We start from the raw sequence: 15,802 nt of genomic DNA, 5'->3' as shown, positions 1-15,802 counted from the left end.
TCTGTTTGTTCTTTTATTTTCTTCCTTTTATCCGTCCCAAAACAACAACGGTACAAATGCGCTTGATATCAGTCTATAAGAGTATTGGGTAGAAACGTTTAAAGTATTACATTATGCGCTTTTCTATGCTTGTTATATCCAGTTTGGATTTCGGTAAAATGAGTCTTATGCTTGCGATATATTCAGAATAAAATAGAAAAAAGGAGATATTCCAGTATAATTTTTTTCTTTAATCTAGTGTTATGATGCTCTTAAAAATAATTGTAAGAGCATGCATGAGGGACGCTCTGTGGGAAAGAATGTGGGGGATGTTGGGAGAAGCCATGGGGAAGCTCTGTGGAGGGGAAAAGGCTTTTCTTTTCAGATGAGGTTTTGTTTTCCTCTTGCTATAGCGAGAGGATGTTCCCATATTTCCTTATGATTAAAATAAATTGTTGTTTATGGGTGTGTAGAAGATCGTTAAGGTGCTTGAAAAGAGACATTCAGCGGTAAAGTGCAAACTCGTGAAGACAAAGAGTCTGTAATGGCAAAGAGAAAGAAAAAAAATGAATTTGGAAAAATATAGCGAACGGCTTCAAGGTTTTTTACAAGCAGCGCAAGGCAGTGCTCTTTCTTCTGATCATCAACAGTTTATGCCTGAACATTTCTTGAAAGTGCTTTTGGAAGATAGTCAAGGTTTGGCAGTTTCTTTGATCCAAAAGGCAGGAGGCAATTTGCCAGCTATTCAAAAAGAGCTCAAAGAAGCTCTCGATGCTTTGCCAAAAGTACAAGGCGGAAATGGACAGCTCTATATGTCTCAGCCTTTAGCAAAAGTTTTTACAAAAGCAGAAGAAATCGCCCAAAAAGAAGGTGATCAATTTGTAACAGTAGAACGCGCTCTACAAGCTTTGCTCCTCGAGAAAAATGCAAAAACAGCCGATATTTTGACAACAGGGGGAGTAACAGCTCAGGCTCTTGAGCAAGCCATCAAGACAATGCGAAAAGGAAAGGTGGCAACAAGTCGTCATGCTGAAAGCCAATATGAAGCCTTAGAAAAATATGCACGTGATTTGACAAAAGAAGCACGAGAGGGAAAACTCGATCCTGTGATTGGACGAGAAGAAGAAATTAGAAGAACTGTTCAAGTTTTATCGCGACGGACCAAAAATAATCCCGTATTAATAGGAGAACCAGGAGTTGGAAAAACCGCTATTGTTGAAGGATTAGCTCTCCGCATTGTCAATGGTGATGTTCCCGAAACATTGCGGGATAAACAACTCTATGCTCTCGATATGGGAGCGCTTATCGCCGGAGCAAAATATCGAGGCGAGTTTGAAGAACGTTTGAAAGCTGTACTCACAGACGTTCAAGCCGAAAATGGACAAATTATTCTCTTCATCGATGAATTGCATAATCTTGTAGGAGCCGGAAAATCCGATGGGCCTATGGATGCTTCCAATTTGCTTAAACCCGCTCTTGCCCGCGGTGAGCTCCATTGTGTAGGGGCAACAACGCTCGATGAATATCGAAAATATGTTGAAAAAGATGCCGCTTTAGCGCGACGTTTCCAACCCGTCTTTGTTCCTGAGCCAACTGTAGAAGACAGTATCTCTATCTTGCGCGGAATCAAAGAAAAATACGAACAACATCACAAAGTACGCTTGGCTGATAGTGCTTTGATTGCTGCTGCACGATTGTCTCATCGCTATATTGCAGATCGCTTTTTGCCTGATAAAGCAATCGATTTGATCGATGAAGCAGCCGCACGTTTGCGAATGCAGGTCGATTCAAAACCAGAAGAACTCGATGCAATTGATCGACGTATCATGCAGTTGAAAATCGAACAGGAAGCTTTAAAAACAGAAGTTGATTCCACAGCAAAAGAACGATTGAAAATCGTTCAAGCTGAACTCGAAACATTGGAAAAAAGCTCAGCAGAAATGACACAAGCTTGGCAGGCCGAAAAACAAAAATTAGGTTATGCTGCTGATCTGAAAAAACAACTCGAAGAAGCACGAAATGCTTTGGCTATTGCACAGCGAAATGGACAGTTCCAACGCGCTGGTGAACTCGCCTATAGTGTCATTCCTGAACTCGAAAAACAACTTAATGTTGCTGAAAATGATGACCAACAAAATAATCTCGTCGAAGAAATTGTTAAGGCCGAACATATTGCACAAATCGTTTCACGATGGACAGGAATCCCTGTTGATCGGATGCTCGAAGGTGAACGAGAAAAATTATTGCGGATGGAAGACGAAATCGGAAAACGAGTAGTAGGACAGGCTGAAGCTGTACATGCTATTGCACGTGCTGTACGACGCGCGCGTGCCGGATTACAAGATCCTAATCGTCCTATCGGGTCTTTTATGTTCTTAGGGCCAACAGGTGTTGGAAAAACTGAACTCACAAAAGCACTCGCTGCTTTTTTGTTTCAAGATGCTCAGGCTATGTTGCGGATTGATATGTCCGAATATATGGAAAAACACGCTGGAGCGCGTTTGATTGGTGCTCCCCCAGGATATATCGGATATGAAGAGGGAGGTCTCCTCACTGAAGCTGTCAGACGGAGACCCTATCAGGTCATTTTATTTGACGAAATTGAAAAAGCGCATCCCGATATTTTTAATCTGCTTCTTCAAGTACTTGATGAAGGACGTTTGACAGATAGTCAAGGACGAACCGTCGATTTTCGAAATACCGTCCTCGTTATGACTTCTAATCTCGGTGCTGAAATCTTGACCACATTGCCGGAAGGGCAAATAACACATCAAGCAAGAGATGAAGTGATGCAAGTGGTAAAAGCTGCTTTCCGACCAGAATTTCTTAATCGTGTCGATGAAATTATTCTCTTTCAAAGATTACAGCGGAAAGATATCGAAGCAATCGTCGCTCTTCAAATCCAACATTTACAAAATTTACTCAATGAACGCAAAATTACCTTGCAGATCACACCAGAAGCGCGAACATTGCTTGCCCATAAAGGCTATGATCCCCTTTATGGGGCGCGGCCATTAAAGCGAATGATGCAAAGAGAAATTCAAGATCCTCTCGCGGAAAGCATTTTAAAGGGTACAATTCATGATAATACAATTGTGACAATTACAAAAGAAGGAGAGCAATTGATCTTTTCCTCTGAAACAGAAAGCGAAAAATAAACACTTGAAACCGTAAAATGGCAGAGGAATAAAATAAAACTTGACAAGGTGAATCTAAACAGCTACTATAGATCCATAATCACAATTTCGTCTTTATTTAAGTCTTTTACGTTGCTTATACAAAAACAGCGAGGGCTTTTCTGTTGTGGGGGTGTAATTGCAACAGATTATAATTGTCAGAGGCAATTATAAGACGCTTAAGAAGCAACATAAAAAATAATAAATTTTCTTTATGGTTTTTTAAAGAGGCACTGTGGAGTCTTTTAGCCTTATCCATTGTTTTCTTTGTAGAGAGTTATAGGTCGTGTCAGAACAAAGTATGAGTGATAGAAGCTCCTGTTTCATTTTGCTCAATATATGAAAGAGCATAGCTATAATTTTAATAAATCGTGCATTCTTGAAAAAGAGACAGTTGTTTTTTACAATCAAGGTGTCTTCTTTTTCGTATCAAAACTTTAAAGTTTGTTGAGAGAAGCGTTTTTATCACACGCTGTCATTAACTTATTTTAATGCACGATTTATTAAAATTATAGCTATGCTCTTTCATATATTGAGCAAAATGAAACAGAAGCTTCTATCACTCATACTTTGTTCTGACACGACCTATAACTCTCTACAAAGAAAACAATGAATAAGGCTAAAAGACTCCACAGTGCCTCTTTAAAAACCATAAAGAAAATCTACCATTATCCAATGGCATCCCTTAAGAAGCATTTCTTAAGAAAAAAATGTAATTTTTTCATGCACAAAGCACTCCTTCTTCTCTTAAGAATAACCTTTGTTCTGTAGAATAGGCTTGTTTTTTTGAATAAGAGCCCTGTTCCATTGGTTTTTCTGTCATACTGAACTTTAAAAAGGCTAAAATTTATTTCATTACTTTTTATCATCTAGCCACTGCAGAGCAATACAGCATCTTACTCTGTTCTCTAGGATATTGGGGAGTATTGTTGGCTTGTCATGAAAACATTTTTTAACAAACTTTAAGGTTTTGGATACGAAAAAGGAACTTTCTAATGATACAGGATAATTCTCTTGCTTTGAAGGGAAGAGGACGACCAAAGGGAACAGTGAATAAAACAACAAAGATTTTCAAAAAAGCACTCCTTACTGCAGCTGAACAGGCCGGTAATCAGTATGGTCGTGATGGATTGGTCTCTTATCTTTGTTATCATGCGATCAATAATCCTGTTCCTTTCTTTTCTTTGTTAGCAAAAGTTTTGCCTTTGCAAGTGACAGGAGAAGATGAGGAAAAGACAAAGGTTATTTCGCGTGTTGAGATTGTACCAATGCTTTCCAATGAGACAATGAGTGATAAGCCTTACAAAGGGTTTCGTGGGAATGAAACCTAGGGGGTGAGATATAAAAATATTAGAAGAAGGGTTCTTCGAAGCGCTGTAAGTCAATATTTTGGCATAATCAAATGCAGTAATCGAAGACAGTATAAATATTAATAGGAGATGACGAAGAGAGTAGTATCATCAACAACAGCAAAGAGCCAATGAAAAAGCTGAGGAAGAATTTAACATTGAATGAAAGATTAAACCAAAAATAACGCAAATCTCTTTTAATAAATTAGGGAGAAGTGAATGAAAATCTTTCTCTTCAGAGATGGTTATGAGGTGCTCTGTGTTTTGATCTTTTGGACATGTGTAAAAAAGATTTTTATGTCTGGGCAGAGTGAAATGCATCAATAAAAATGAATAAAAGAGTGCAGGGAATTTTTTGATAGGTCATAAACGAATTCTCTATTTGGGGAATGGTTTAGATAATTTTTGCGTTATTTTTGGTTTAATCTTTCATTCAATGTTAAATTCTTCCTCAGCTTTTTCATTGGCTCTTTGCTGTTGTTGATGATACTACTCTCTTCGTTATCTCCTATTAGTATTTATACTGTCTTCGATTACTGCATTTGATTATGCCAGCACTCCTATGGATGTTTCTATTTTATCTTCCTGATTATGTTGAGGAATGGAATTATACGCCTTAAGAGTGACTTTTTTTCGATGCTGTAAAGGATTTATGGATCGATAGTTAAGAAACAGGGAGGGGGGCTAGCACTGTTTTTGTGTCATCTATCCTTTTTGAAGAGGATCGGATTTCGTTGAGATTGTACTGATGGTTCCTAATATTGGTAAATCTGAATGATCCAATCATGTCTTGAACACTCGGGATTTATTTTGACATACTTAACCTTTGTTTACAAAAACAATAATAAATACAAGCTGAAGAAGTTGACAAGAAATAAAGAACGCAAGAAAATGCAAAACAGACAGCTAATAAATGACGATTTAGAGATTACCTAAACCATACTCTATTCCCTGATTTTTAAGAAATATATGCCTTCTTTTCAGCAATTGATGCAGGTGGTGTAGTTTTCAGGTCTTTTATGCTTGAATGTATCCATAACAGCGTATAAATGCGAAGAATTTTTAAAAAAATCGTGAGTGATTTATATTTTAGGGTATGGCTTAGGTAATCTCTAAATCGTCATTTATTAGCTGTTTGTTTTGCATTTTCTTGCGTCCTTTATTTCTTATCAGCTTCTTCAGCTTGTATTTATTATTGTTTTTGTAAACAAAGGTTAAGTATGTCAAATAAACTTAGAGTATTCTAAATGTTCTTGGAGCTTAATTCTTTGTGTTAAGGAATGAAATTTTACTCTTCAGGGTAACTGTTATTATGTTTTATGATTTTTGGATCAAGAGTCTTATGGACAAGGATCTCGTAGAGAGCAGATATCTCTTTTGAAAAGTGTCCTCTTTGAAGAGGATCATACAGTGTTCCATAGTGAGAGAAAGTTCTGTCGGTTAACAAGGGTTATAGTGCACAATGACAACCGCTCAGATTGCCTTGATTCCAAAACTCATTCCTGTTTTTAGCGGAAAAGCTGATGTTCGTGCTGCTTGGGGAGGAAGGGGATCAGGGAAAACACGCTCCTTTGCTTTAATGACAGCTGTGATTGGTTATCGTCACGGCAAAACCGGAGAACGAGGCATTATCCTCTGTGCAAGGCAATTCCAAAATTCATTGGCTGAAAGTTCTCTCGAAGAAATTAAACGTGCTATCGAATCCTATTCCTTTTTAAGCGACTATTATGAAGTTGGGGATAAATATATCAGGTCAAAAGATGGCCGTATCGTATATGCTTTTGCTGGTCTTGACCGCAATATCGCTAGCGTTAAATCTATGGGGCGTATTCTGCTCTGTTGGGTGGATGAGGCAGAACCTGTGACCGATGCCGCTTGGCAAGTCCTGATTCCAACGCTAAGAGAAGAGGGAAAAGAGTGGCATTCTGAATTATGGGTGACATGGAACCCCTGCCGAGAAAATGCTGCCGTTGAAAAACGATTCCGTTTTACCAAAGATCCTAATATCAAAGGCGTTGAAATCAATTGGCGCGATAATCCAAAATTTCCTGCAAAGCTTAATCGCGATCGAACAGCTGATTTAGAACAAAGACCTGAACAATATCAACATATTTGGGAAGGGGAGTATCTGCTGGCAATGCAAGGGGCTTATTACCAAAAATTGCTGCTTGAAGCAGAACAAGAGGGGCGTATTACTACAGTGCCACGTGATCCTTTGATCCAGGTTAAAATCTTTTGGGATATCGGTGGAACGGGTGCTAAAGCTGATGCAACGGCTCTATGGGTGGCTCAATTTGTCGGACGCGAAATTCGTGTTCTCGATTATTATGAAGCACAAGGACAACCCTTATCAGAGCATATTGGATGGATCTGTCACAAAGGCTATGAAAAAGCACTGATGGTGTTGCCTCATGATGGTGCCACAAAAGATCGCGTCTATAATGTCAGTTTTGAAAGTGCGCTCCAACAGGCTGGTTTTCGTACCCAAATTATTCCTAATCAAGGTGTCGGTGCTGTCAAAATGCGTATCGAAGCTGTAAGACGATTATTCCCTGCTATATGGTTTAATCGAGAGACAACAATGGCTGGGCGAAAAGCCCTTGCCTGGTATCACGAAAAACGCGATGAACAACGCAATATCGGTTTGGGAGCTGAACACGATTGGGCAAGCCATGGGGCCGATAGTTTTGGGCTGTTATGCGTGGCCTATGAACAGCCCAGTGCTCAAAAAAAACGAGATGTTTATCGGTCACGTTCTTCTTCTTCTACAACATCATGGATGGCTTTTTAATGAATATGCAGACTGCTTCTCTTAATTCAATTGAAACCCTCGAACATCAGGCGCTCTTTCAAAAGCTTGTTAAGTGGTATCAAGAGGATATTGTTCATGTCGAGCAATGGCGAAAAAATGCTCAAGAAGATTACGATTTTTACAATGGTCGACAGTGGAATGAACAAGATCTTGCTGCCTTGCGCGAACAAAACAGACCCGTCATGACATTTAATCGTGTTGCGCCTTTGATTAATGCTGTCGTCGGAACTGAACGCAATAATAAACGCCATGTTCAATTTATTCCACGACAAGAAGGCGCTGCTATCGCTAATCAAATCCTTACTGGAGCGGCAGAATGGTTTCGCGATGAGGCTCATGGTGAATATGAAGACTCCGACGCTTTTCAAGATACTGTTATTTGTGGTATGGGATGGACCGATACTCGGCTCGATTATGAAGAAGATCCTAGGGGAAAACCCGTCATTGCACGGCTCGATCCTATGAAGATGGTTTGGGATACAAGCGCCGTTAAGCCTAATCTTATTGATGCTCAGCGGGTTTGGTATATCGATGAAAAGCCACTGGATATAGCGCAAGAAATGTTTCCCAATGTGCATTGGAGTGAGCTAAATGCGGATTGGGTGCAACAGCAAACGGGAATGAGTGTTCATAGCTATGGTAATGACGATTACCAAAATGAAAGCCTTGATGGTGGTGAGAGCATTTTGCAAAGCTCTAAAATGGTCACACTAGCTGAATGCCGGTGGTTCGAACGCGAAGTCATCTATAAGGTTCTTAATCCTCAAACAGGACGGTTTACTGAGTATTCTGAACAGGATTTTCAACTTATCAAAAAAGAATTTCCACAATTTCCCGCAACAAGAATGACAAAAAAAGTTGTTAAACGCGCTTTCTTGGGGAAAAAATTGCTTGAGGCACCCGATAGACCATTGGTGCCTTCTCATCAATTGGGGTGGGAATGTATTACTGGGACATTCGATAAATTAAGTCGACAATTTTATGGAATCGTCCGTCCAACTAAAGATCCTCAACGTTGGGCTAATAAATATTTTAGTCAAGTTATGCACTTGCTCAACAGTCAATCTAAAGGCGGAGTCATGGCAGAGCGGGATGCTTTCGATGATGATCGACAAGCCACAGAAAGCTGGGCAAGAGCCGATAGTATTACCTGGCTAAAAAATGGTGCTGTGGCTGCTGGAAGAATACAACCAAAACCCGTTGCACAGTTTCCAAATGGCTTTTTTCAACTCTTTAATGAAGCAAAAGGAGCGATTTCTCAGGTGACAGGATTATCTCCTGAATTTGTTGGAACACGCTCTGTCAATCAACCAGGTATACTCGAAGAAAAACGCCGGCAATCTTCGCTCAATCTTTTGGCTGCCTTCTTTGATGGGTTACGTCGCTATCGACAACGACAGGGGAAAATAATTCTCTATCTTATCCAAAATTATCTTTCTGATGGTCGTTTGATCCGTATTGCTGGAGAAGAGAATGCTAAATATGTGCCCCTTACACGAGAAATGGTCACAAGTTTAGAATATGATATTGTGGTAGACGATGCGCCAACAAGCACGAATGAAAAAGAACGAACATTTTCTGTGATTATGCAATTGTTGCCGCTTATGCAACAATTTGTAACACCAGAGATTATGCTCGATTTTCTGCACTATTCACCTTTACCTGCGTCGCTTATTCATAAAATTGCACTCAAAGCACAGCAGAACAGTCAAGTGCTCAATGAGCAACAAGGTCTCCAACAACTCCCAGAAGGAGCAGAAGGTGTACGAATTGCACAAGCTCTACAGAACCTTGTGGGATGATTTTACTGTATGCGTTCTCTGCATAAGAGAGGGGCATTTATTCAATAATATATATGAAGAAAGAATGTTCAGAGTTATGCGCCTCTTGCTTGAAGCATAGGGGATTCATCTCATGGAAGATGAAGAGATTGTGATATCAGAAGGATGGTTAGAAGGAGCTTTCTTTTAAGACATGACAGATAAATATCAGATTTGGGGCTAAAGAGGTCGAGTTTGTTCTGTAGGTTTTAAAGGTGATTTTACTGTATGCATTCTCTGCGTGAAAGAGGGGCGTTTTACTGTTTTAGGCAAGTAAGGAAAACATAATGAATGAAGAAACTTTAACATTAGAAGAACAGCACATATGGGAAAAGCATTCTTTGCAAAAAACAGAAGAGAGTGTGGAAGGAGATTCTGGGGGAGACGAAGTCGGCAATGTCCTGGCAGAAGAGGACGATGAAAATGAAACAGTCTTACTGGGGCAGGAAAGGGGAGGTGATCAAAGGGAAAAGTTTCAGGGCGAAGAGCCAATGCAAGCACCACCAGATCCGAAAAAAGATTTTATGGGCTATCTCCAATGGCTTGGACAGATCCTTCAAAATAAACAGGAAACGTCGGAGGCTCAACAGACTGTTTCGCCGCAGGTGCAGGAGTCTTCAGAAGCAGAGCGGTTGCAGTCTTTTTTTCATCAGTCTGTGGAGACTGTCAAAAAAACACATAGCGATTTTAATCAAGCCGCTGATTTTGTTTATGAAATGCGTGCAAAACAATTGGCTGCTTGTGCTGCTCTTTATCCTGAACTAACAGATCCAAAAGTGATTGATGCTATGATCGGGGATGAATTGAAAAAGATTGTGCAGGATTGTCGTGAAAAAAATAAAAATCCTGCCGAAGTGATTTATACAATTGCACAGACTATTGGTTATACAACACCACAAAACCATAAAGGTGAAACTATACAGGGGACTAACGAAACTGAGGAAACAAAAAGCTTACAAGAAAGTGTATGGGGGGAAAAAGATATTCAGGAAAGGCAGAATTCTGCTCGTACCCTTGCAGCTTATAATGGTTTGAGCCCCAACGGGCCAATTTCTTTGGATCTTCTCGATAAGATGTCCGAGGGGGAATTTAATGTTTGGATCGATAATCCAAAAAATAAAGTCGCTTTTAACCATTTAATGAGTGGGGGAGGGCTTTAAAAAGAGGAAAAATACTAAAGAAATAAGACACTAAAAAAAGACTTTCTGTTCTGAGCATCAGAAGAGGAAAAAAGAAACATCCGGTATAATGCCGGTTTTTTTATATCAAAAATTGTGAGGGGGAAAATGGCTGTGACTCGCATCGGACTTAATCATCCACTGGCTGTACGCACATGGTCGAAATTACTTAATCAAGAAGTCTCAAAAGCAATTTCTATTGCACCACTTATTGGAAGAGATTCCAATAGTATTATTCAATTGAAAGATGAAACCAATAAAGCTCATGGAGATTCTATTAGTTTTGGTTTACGCGTCCAATTGTTTGGTGAGGGAGTTACTGAAGGACAAGAACTTGAAGGAAAAGAAGAAGATTTACAATTCCTTAATGATCGTTTGCAAATTAATGAACTTTCTCATGCTGTCCGTGTTAAAAATGAAGGCACAATTGATCAGCAGAGAATTTTACATAATTTACGGACAGAAGCCAAAAATGCACTTGTTGATTGGTATGCGGATCGTTTGAGTCTGATGTTCTTTCTTCATGTGTGTGGGTTTACAGCCGATAACATCAATTTTGAAGGACGAACTATAACGCTGAGATCTGTGCATTACGGATTTAATAAACCAACTGAACCAAGCGATAAACGGATACTGCGTCCTAATGGAAAAACAAAAGATGCAGATCTTAAATCAACCGATACCTTTACTCTTAAGCTGATTGATAGAGCTGTAGAGCGCGCTAAACTTGCTAATCCAAAAATTAGACCTGTGCGTGTCGATGGAGAAAATGTTTATGTCCTTTATCTCCATCCAACACAAGTTACACAATTGAGAACTAATACAGAGCCAGGGCAATGGCTCGATATTACTAAGGCAGTTTACAATGGAAGTCGTTTGAAAAATCCCATCTATAATGGATCATTGGGCATGTATAATGGGGTCATCTTACGAGAAGCAGCGCATATCACAGAGGGCGTAGGCTCGTTGACTGACGATCCTAAGGCTATAACTATGATCCCTCATGTACGTCGTGCCGTTTTATTAGGGGCACAAAGTGCTGTTATCGCTTTCGGTAAAGATCGGGGTGCTACACGCTATAAATTGGTGGAAGAGCTCTTTGACTATGAACGTGAATTTGGCGTTGCCGCAAAAACAATTATTGGCATGAAAAAAACACGCTTCAGTTCGGGAAGTGGTTCTCAGGGAGCTCAGGATTTTGGAACCATTGTAATTTCAACATATGCTGTATCTTCTTAAAAAAATTGTAAAATTCCCTCCCAGTTTTTAGATCTTTGGGAGGGAACAAAATAAAAAGGAGAAGCACTCATGCCTATTCCTGGATCTTCTTTAACAAAATCTTCTGCTAAATCTTATTCGTTGGTATCAAAATTCTCTGATCATGCCAAAACATTTGGGCAAATGATAGCGCTGATTCAAGATGAAATCGATGATACAACAGCCGAATATTCTGTTCAAATTCAAGATTCTATTTTAACTGCTCTTCGCTTATGTGAGCAGGAACCCTTTTTCTTCAATAAAATGGGGGAAATGCGCTTCAAAACACAAAGCGGAAAAACATGGTATGGATACGAAGATACCGCTTTTCTTGAGACAGCAATGGTTATTGAGTCTTTGCTCCTTGAGCAAAAAGAAGCAAGGCCAATACCCCTTCTTTATAAATCGTTTAAAAAAGCCCAAAAAGAATATAAAAATCATTCAGCCCAAGGAATACCCGTATTCTATACTTTTTTGGATCAACAAATCGGACTCTTCCCAACACCTGAGACTGTTGAAACTGTTCGTCTCTTTTGGAGATCAGCACACTTTTCCGATATTCTCACTCTGCAAGATGAGAATCCTTGGTTTGTTTATGCTTTCGATCTGATTAAAGCACGGGCAAAATACGAACTCTATAAAAATATTCTCAAAGATCCTGAATGTGCTGCTGTCGCGTTTAACGATTTTCAAGAACAGCTCCAACTCTTGCGTTACGAAACATCGCGTCGCGAAGGATGCTCTAATATTCTTTCAACGGGGTTTTAAATGGCTTTTTTTTCTCTTGCGGATTATCGTCCCGATGTTGCTCATATCAATAGTCTCTTTACCGATGAGCTTGTCAATGTGCTTCCTGCAGATGGCTCTTATATTCCGATGCCAAGTTTTAGTCCATTCTCAGAGCCCTGTCCGGGGACTATTTTAGGTGCCATCGCTGTCAAAACAAAAAATGGTGTATCGATTATTGTTGGAACAGAGAGAAAAATCTATCAGCTCAATAATACAACTTTGCAGTGGAAAGATATTACGCATAAAGATAAATCTTATTTTGCTAATGTTGACGCACCTTGGTCTTTTGCTTTGTTCGGCGATTACGTCATTGCTGTTAATGCTAATGATAAACCTCAAGTAATTGATATTAATCAAGATAAAAATTTTAGAGATTTAGGTGGGAATCCTCCGCAAGCAGGAATTGTTCGCGTTTGGGGCGATTTCGTTTGTCTCATGAAATTACCAGAACATCCACGACGTGTCCATTGGTCTGGCTTGAATGATGCTGAGTTCTGGACTGTTGGGAAAAAAAGCTGCGATTATCAAGATTTTCCCGATGGAGGATATGTTCAAGGCGCAACAGAAACAACGAATCCATTGATCTTTATGCGTTCTGCAATTTATGCTGGCTCTTTTATCCCTGGATCTAAAATCATCTTCAGTTTCCAGAAAATACACGATAAACGCGGAGCAAAAAACGCTGAATCAATTGTTTGTCGGGGAGATCTGGCTTTCTTTGCCGATGAGGGAGGTTTTTACCAAATCACTACCGATGGTCGAATCTCTCCAATCGGATTCGAAAAAGTAGATCGAACCATGGTGGCAAAAATCTCAGAAAATCAATTGTCTACTCTGAGTGCTGCAATCGATGGCGTGTATAACCGTGTTTATTGGATTATCGATGCCGATGAAACGATTCAAGAACGGATTTTGCTGATCTATGATTGGGGATTGCAAAAGTGGACGAAAGCAACTGTAAATATCAAAATGGTCTTACCCATTTTTCTAGCCGGATACACCTTAGAAGGGCTTGATAGGGTCTCAGAAAGCCTCGATGATTTACCTTTTTCTCTCGATAGTAAAGTGTGGCAAAATGAGACACCAATTCTGGGAGCCTTCGATCATGAAGGAAGGCTTGGATCATTTTCTGGATCCCCTATGGCTTGTGTGATAACCTCACAAGAAATGGGGCAGACAAATGGTATGGTCACCAGGGTGAGAAATATTATGCCTCAGGTGAATAGTAAAACATTTTATTTGTCGATTGGTATGCGTTTTCGTCAAGCCTTTGAGGAAGAAACTGTTTGGTTGCCAGAAAGACAACCTTCTACACATACAGGACAAATTCATGCTCGTGTTAGAGCGCGGTTTTATCGCTTTAAGCTTCGGATACCGGAAGGGGTCAATTGGTCTCATGTGACTGGCTTCAATGTTGAATTGAAGCCTGCCGGCGTGCGTTAGCATAAGGTTAATGCGTGCGTTGAGCAGGCTAAAGGCATAGCTCATGTGTTAGAGTGTACTAAGACACAAAACTAGAGTGGTGAAGATTCTAGGATAAAGATTAATGTGGGTGAGTATGCTCTGGACAAGAGGTTGATGCGGTGGGTTATTGATCAAGGTCATAAGTGTGAAGGAGTCGCAATGGAGCATGACAATAGGATTGCCCCTGCTGTTTTTTGGTGATGTGTGGAGTGTAAATAGGGCAAATTTAATGACAGGATTATGCTCTTGTGCACAAGAGAATGCTATAGATAAACGGCGAGATGTTTTATGGGGATAAGGTATGTGTTGAGTATAGCAGCAAAGAGACTTTTGGCGAGAGCAAAATCAAGAAGCTGGGATGCTATACCCTGGAAGAAAAAAGCTAAAATCGTGACACAACGTTCAGATAATAAAGGTTTAGATAATGAAAGTTTGTATTCTCTTCATTGTACGCATCAGTGGCCTTGGGAAAAAATGGCTCTCTATAGAGAGGCTATTAATGCGGCTATGCGGAAATATGCCCAACGGTTTCCTCATGATGTGTGTTTAAAGCATGTGGCTGAAGAGATCATTGATGGGCAGGTGCAGCTGTGGCTGATCTTAAAAAATAGAACTGAATTTAGTGCTTTTGGGATAACCAAAATTGAAAAAACGCATGATGGAAAAAAACGTGTTGTTATTTTAGACCTTGCTGGTCAGGGAGGGATCAAACTGGTTCCGTTGATTAGTCAACTCGAACAATGGGCACGGACTATCAAGGCTGATGAAATTTTGACACTGGGAAGATCTGGGTGGGCAAAAATGCTTGTTCATCACGGATACGCTATCAATCTTATTCATTATAGAAAGGTTTTAACGCATGAGCAGACGGACAAGTCCTCAAGTTCAAACAACGACACAAACGAATGCTCCACCCTCGTGGGCAGAAGATATTTTGAAACAGGCAACCTCTGAAGCTCTCAATTTGTATAATAAAGGCGTTGAGGGAAATGTTTATCAAGGAGAAAGACATGCTAATTTAAGTGAGATAACACAAAATGCTCTTAAGGGTTTAGAAAGCGCAGCCAATCAATATAATAATTCAGCACTTAATGAATGGCTCAAAGAACCCACAAAAAGTGCACAAAATCTTTCTGATATGGCAGCTGGAAATTGGATGGGCAATAATAGCAAATTTAATGATGCCCTTAGCAATGCACTGAATAAAACATCCGATATTGTCAATCAGTCTATAGCAGGAGCAGGCCGTTATGGCTCTGGAGCTCATACCGGTGTGCTTACGGATGAATTGGGAGCATTAGCAACTCAGGCAAGCGCACAACAATATAATCAAGATGTTAATCATATGCTCAACGCTAATCAGATGATTGATCGTTCGGCGCAAAATCAGGTGAATGCGGCTAATAATTTCTATCAAGGACAAAGCAATGCTCAAAGTAATGCTTTAAAAGGGGGAATGGTACAAGATGCAAATAAGCAGCATGCTTTGGATGTAGAGCAAGAAAAATGGCTCGAACAAGATAATAAAGCCTGGAATCAATTGGAACGATTGTTGCAAATTGGAACCAAAGCAGCCGGTAATTACGGAACAAAAACAGGAGAAGCCACGACTATGCCTGCAATTACAAAGGATCCTTTGCGTGATGCACAACGTGTGCTCGGCTTGTTGAAAGGCATTATCGGTCTTTCCGATGTCAATGTTAAAGAAAATATCGTCCTTGTAGGAGAAAAAAAAGGCTATCCTCTTTATGAGTTTAATTATAAAGGAAATTCTCAACGCTATCGCGGGGTTCTTGCTCAAGATCTCATTCGTTTGAATCCTGATGCCGTTTATATGAATATAAAAACACATTTATTACATGTGAATTATAACAAGCTCGGTTTTGGATTAGAAAAAATCAAAAAACCAAAGAAAAAATTCTTTGCCTTTCTTTCTTCTTTCTTTTCTTGGGTGTGGTTTGCAAAAAAAGGATAAATC

10 protein-coding genes and 1 pseudogene are annotated in these 15,802 nt (G+C 39.8%); all 11 read left to right on the top strand.

Annotation, left to right across the window (positions count from 1 at the left end; genetic code table 11):
• Window positions 1-545: 545 nt before the first annotated feature.
• The 11 genes and pseudogenes from clpB to BAR153v2_RS05675 all read left to right on the top strand — a co-directional run bounded on the left by clpB (window position 546) and on the right by BAR153v2_RS05675 (window position 15,799).
• Window positions 546-3,137 (top strand): ATP-dependent chaperone ClpB, encoded by a 2,592-nt coding sequence (clpB, locus tag BAR153v2_RS05720; RefSeq protein ID WP_078680678.1) that lies wholly within the window; start codon window positions 546-548, stop codon window positions 3,135-3,137.
• Window positions 3,138-4,150: 1,013 nt separating this feature from the next.
• The gene (locus BAR153v2_RS05715; RefSeq protein WP_078680677.1) at window positions 4,151-4,486 is read left to right on the top strand and encodes a hypothetical protein; all 336 of its coding nucleotides are present in this window, start codon (window positions 4,151-4,153) and stop codon (window positions 4,484-4,486) included.
• A gap of 1,480 nt (window positions 4,487-5,966) precedes the next feature.
• The gene (locus BAR153v2_RS05710) at window positions 5,967-7,295 is read left to right on the top strand and encodes a PBSX family phage terminase large subunit (protein ID WP_078680676.1); all 1,329 of its coding nucleotides are present in this window, start codon (window positions 5,967-5,969) and stop codon (window positions 7,293-7,295) included.
• Window positions 7,280-9,118: a portal protein gene (locus tag BAR153v2_RS05705; RefSeq protein ID WP_371325862.1), complete on the top strand. Its 1,839-nt coding sequence runs from the start codon at window positions 7,280-7,282 to the stop codon at window positions 9,116-9,118. Before BAR153v2_RS05710 ends, BAR153v2_RS05705 begins: the two co-directional genes overlap by 16 nt.
• A gap of 305 nt (window positions 9,119-9,423) precedes the next feature.
• Window positions 9,424-10,296 (top strand): hypothetical protein, encoded by an 873-nt coding sequence (locus BAR153v2_RS05700; RefSeq protein ID WP_078680674.1) that lies wholly within the window; start codon window positions 9,424-9,426, stop codon window positions 10,294-10,296.
• 126 nt (window positions 10,297-10,422) lie between these two features.
• Entirely contained in the window at window positions 10,423-11,553 is a 1,131-nt protein-coding gene (locus tag BAR153v2_RS05695; protein ID WP_078680673.1) for a N4-gp56 family major capsid protein, read from the top strand.
• Window positions 11,554-11,622: 69 nt separating this feature from the next.
• The gene (locus BAR153v2_RS05690; protein ID WP_244548641.1) at window positions 11,623-12,339 is read left to right on the top strand and encodes a hypothetical protein; all 717 of its coding nucleotides are present in this window, start codon (window positions 11,623-11,625) and stop codon (window positions 12,337-12,339) included.
• Window positions 12,340-13,803 carry a hypothetical protein gene (locus tag BAR153v2_RS05685; RefSeq protein WP_078680672.1) on the top strand — a complete coding sequence of 488 codons (1,464 nt, stop codon included), beginning with the start codon at window positions 12,340-12,342 and terminating at the stop codon, window positions 13,801-13,803.
• A gap of 187 nt (window positions 13,804-13,990) precedes the next feature.
• Complete coding sequence (locus BAR153v2_RS07645; RefSeq protein WP_256385940.1) at window positions 13,991-14,122, top strand: hypothetical protein; 132 nt, start codon at window positions 13,991-13,993, stop codon at window positions 14,120-14,122.
• Window positions 14,113-14,679 (top strand): annotated as a pseudogene (locus BAR153v2_RS05680) (hypothetical protein); the annotation flags it as partial. The gene BAR153v2_RS07645 and the pseudogene BAR153v2_RS05680, both read left to right, overlap by 10 nt.
• Window positions 14,680-14,683: 4 nt before the next feature.
• Window positions 14,684-15,799 (top strand): tail fiber domain-containing protein, encoded by a 1,116-nt coding sequence (locus BAR153v2_RS05675; protein WP_078680671.1) that lies wholly within the window; start codon window positions 14,684-14,686, stop codon window positions 15,797-15,799.
• The last annotated feature ends 3 nt before the right edge of the window (window positions 15,800-15,802 follow it).

It is taken from the genome of Bartonella sp. AR 15-3, assembly GCF_002022445.1.
GTDB lineage: Bacteria > Pseudomonadota > Alphaproteobacteria > Rhizobiales > Rhizobiaceae > Bartonella.
Note: the sequence above shows the minus strand (reverse complement) of the source record. Positions and strands in the feature narration are given on the sequence as shown.

Bases quoted from the DNA above. Each gene is read 5' to 3' on its own strand.
- BAR153v2_RS05685 (WP_078680672.1), top strand. From the start codon at position 12,340: ATGGCTTTTTTTTCTCTTGCGGATTATCGTCCCGATGTTGCTCATATC.
- BAR153v2_RS05675 (WP_078680671.1), top strand. From the start codon at position 14,684: ATGAGCAGACGGACAAGTCCTCAAGTTCAAACAACGACACAAACGAAT.
- BAR153v2_RS05700 (WP_078680674.1), top strand. From the start codon at position 9,424: ATGAATGAAGAAACTTTAACATTAGAAGAACAGCACATATGGGAAAAG.
- BAR153v2_RS05710 (WP_078680676.1), top strand. From the start codon at position 5,967: ATGACAACCGCTCAGATTGCCTTGATTCCAAAACTCATTCCTGTTTTT.
- clpB (WP_078680678.1), top strand. From the start codon at position 546: ATGAATTTGGAAAAATATAGCGAACGGCTTCAAGGTTTTTTACAAGCA.
- BAR153v2_RS05705 (WP_371325862.1), top strand. From the start codon at position 7,280: ATGGATGGCTTTTTAATGAATATGCAGACTGCTTCTCTTAATTCAATT.
- BAR153v2_RS05690 (WP_244548641.1), top strand. From the start codon at position 11,623: ATGCCTATTCCTGGATCTTCTTTAACAAAATCTTCTGCTAAATCTTAT.
- BAR153v2_RS07645 (WP_256385940.1), top strand. From the start codon at position 13,991: ATGACAATAGGATTGCCCCTGCTGTTTTTTGGTGATGTGTGGAGTGTA.
- BAR153v2_RS05715 (WP_078680677.1), top strand. From the start codon at position 4,151: ATGATACAGGATAATTCTCTTGCTTTGAAGGGAAGAGGACGACCAAAG.
- BAR153v2_RS05695 (WP_078680673.1), top strand. From the start codon at position 10,423: ATGGCTGTGACTCGCATCGGACTTAATCATCCACTGGCTGTACGCACA.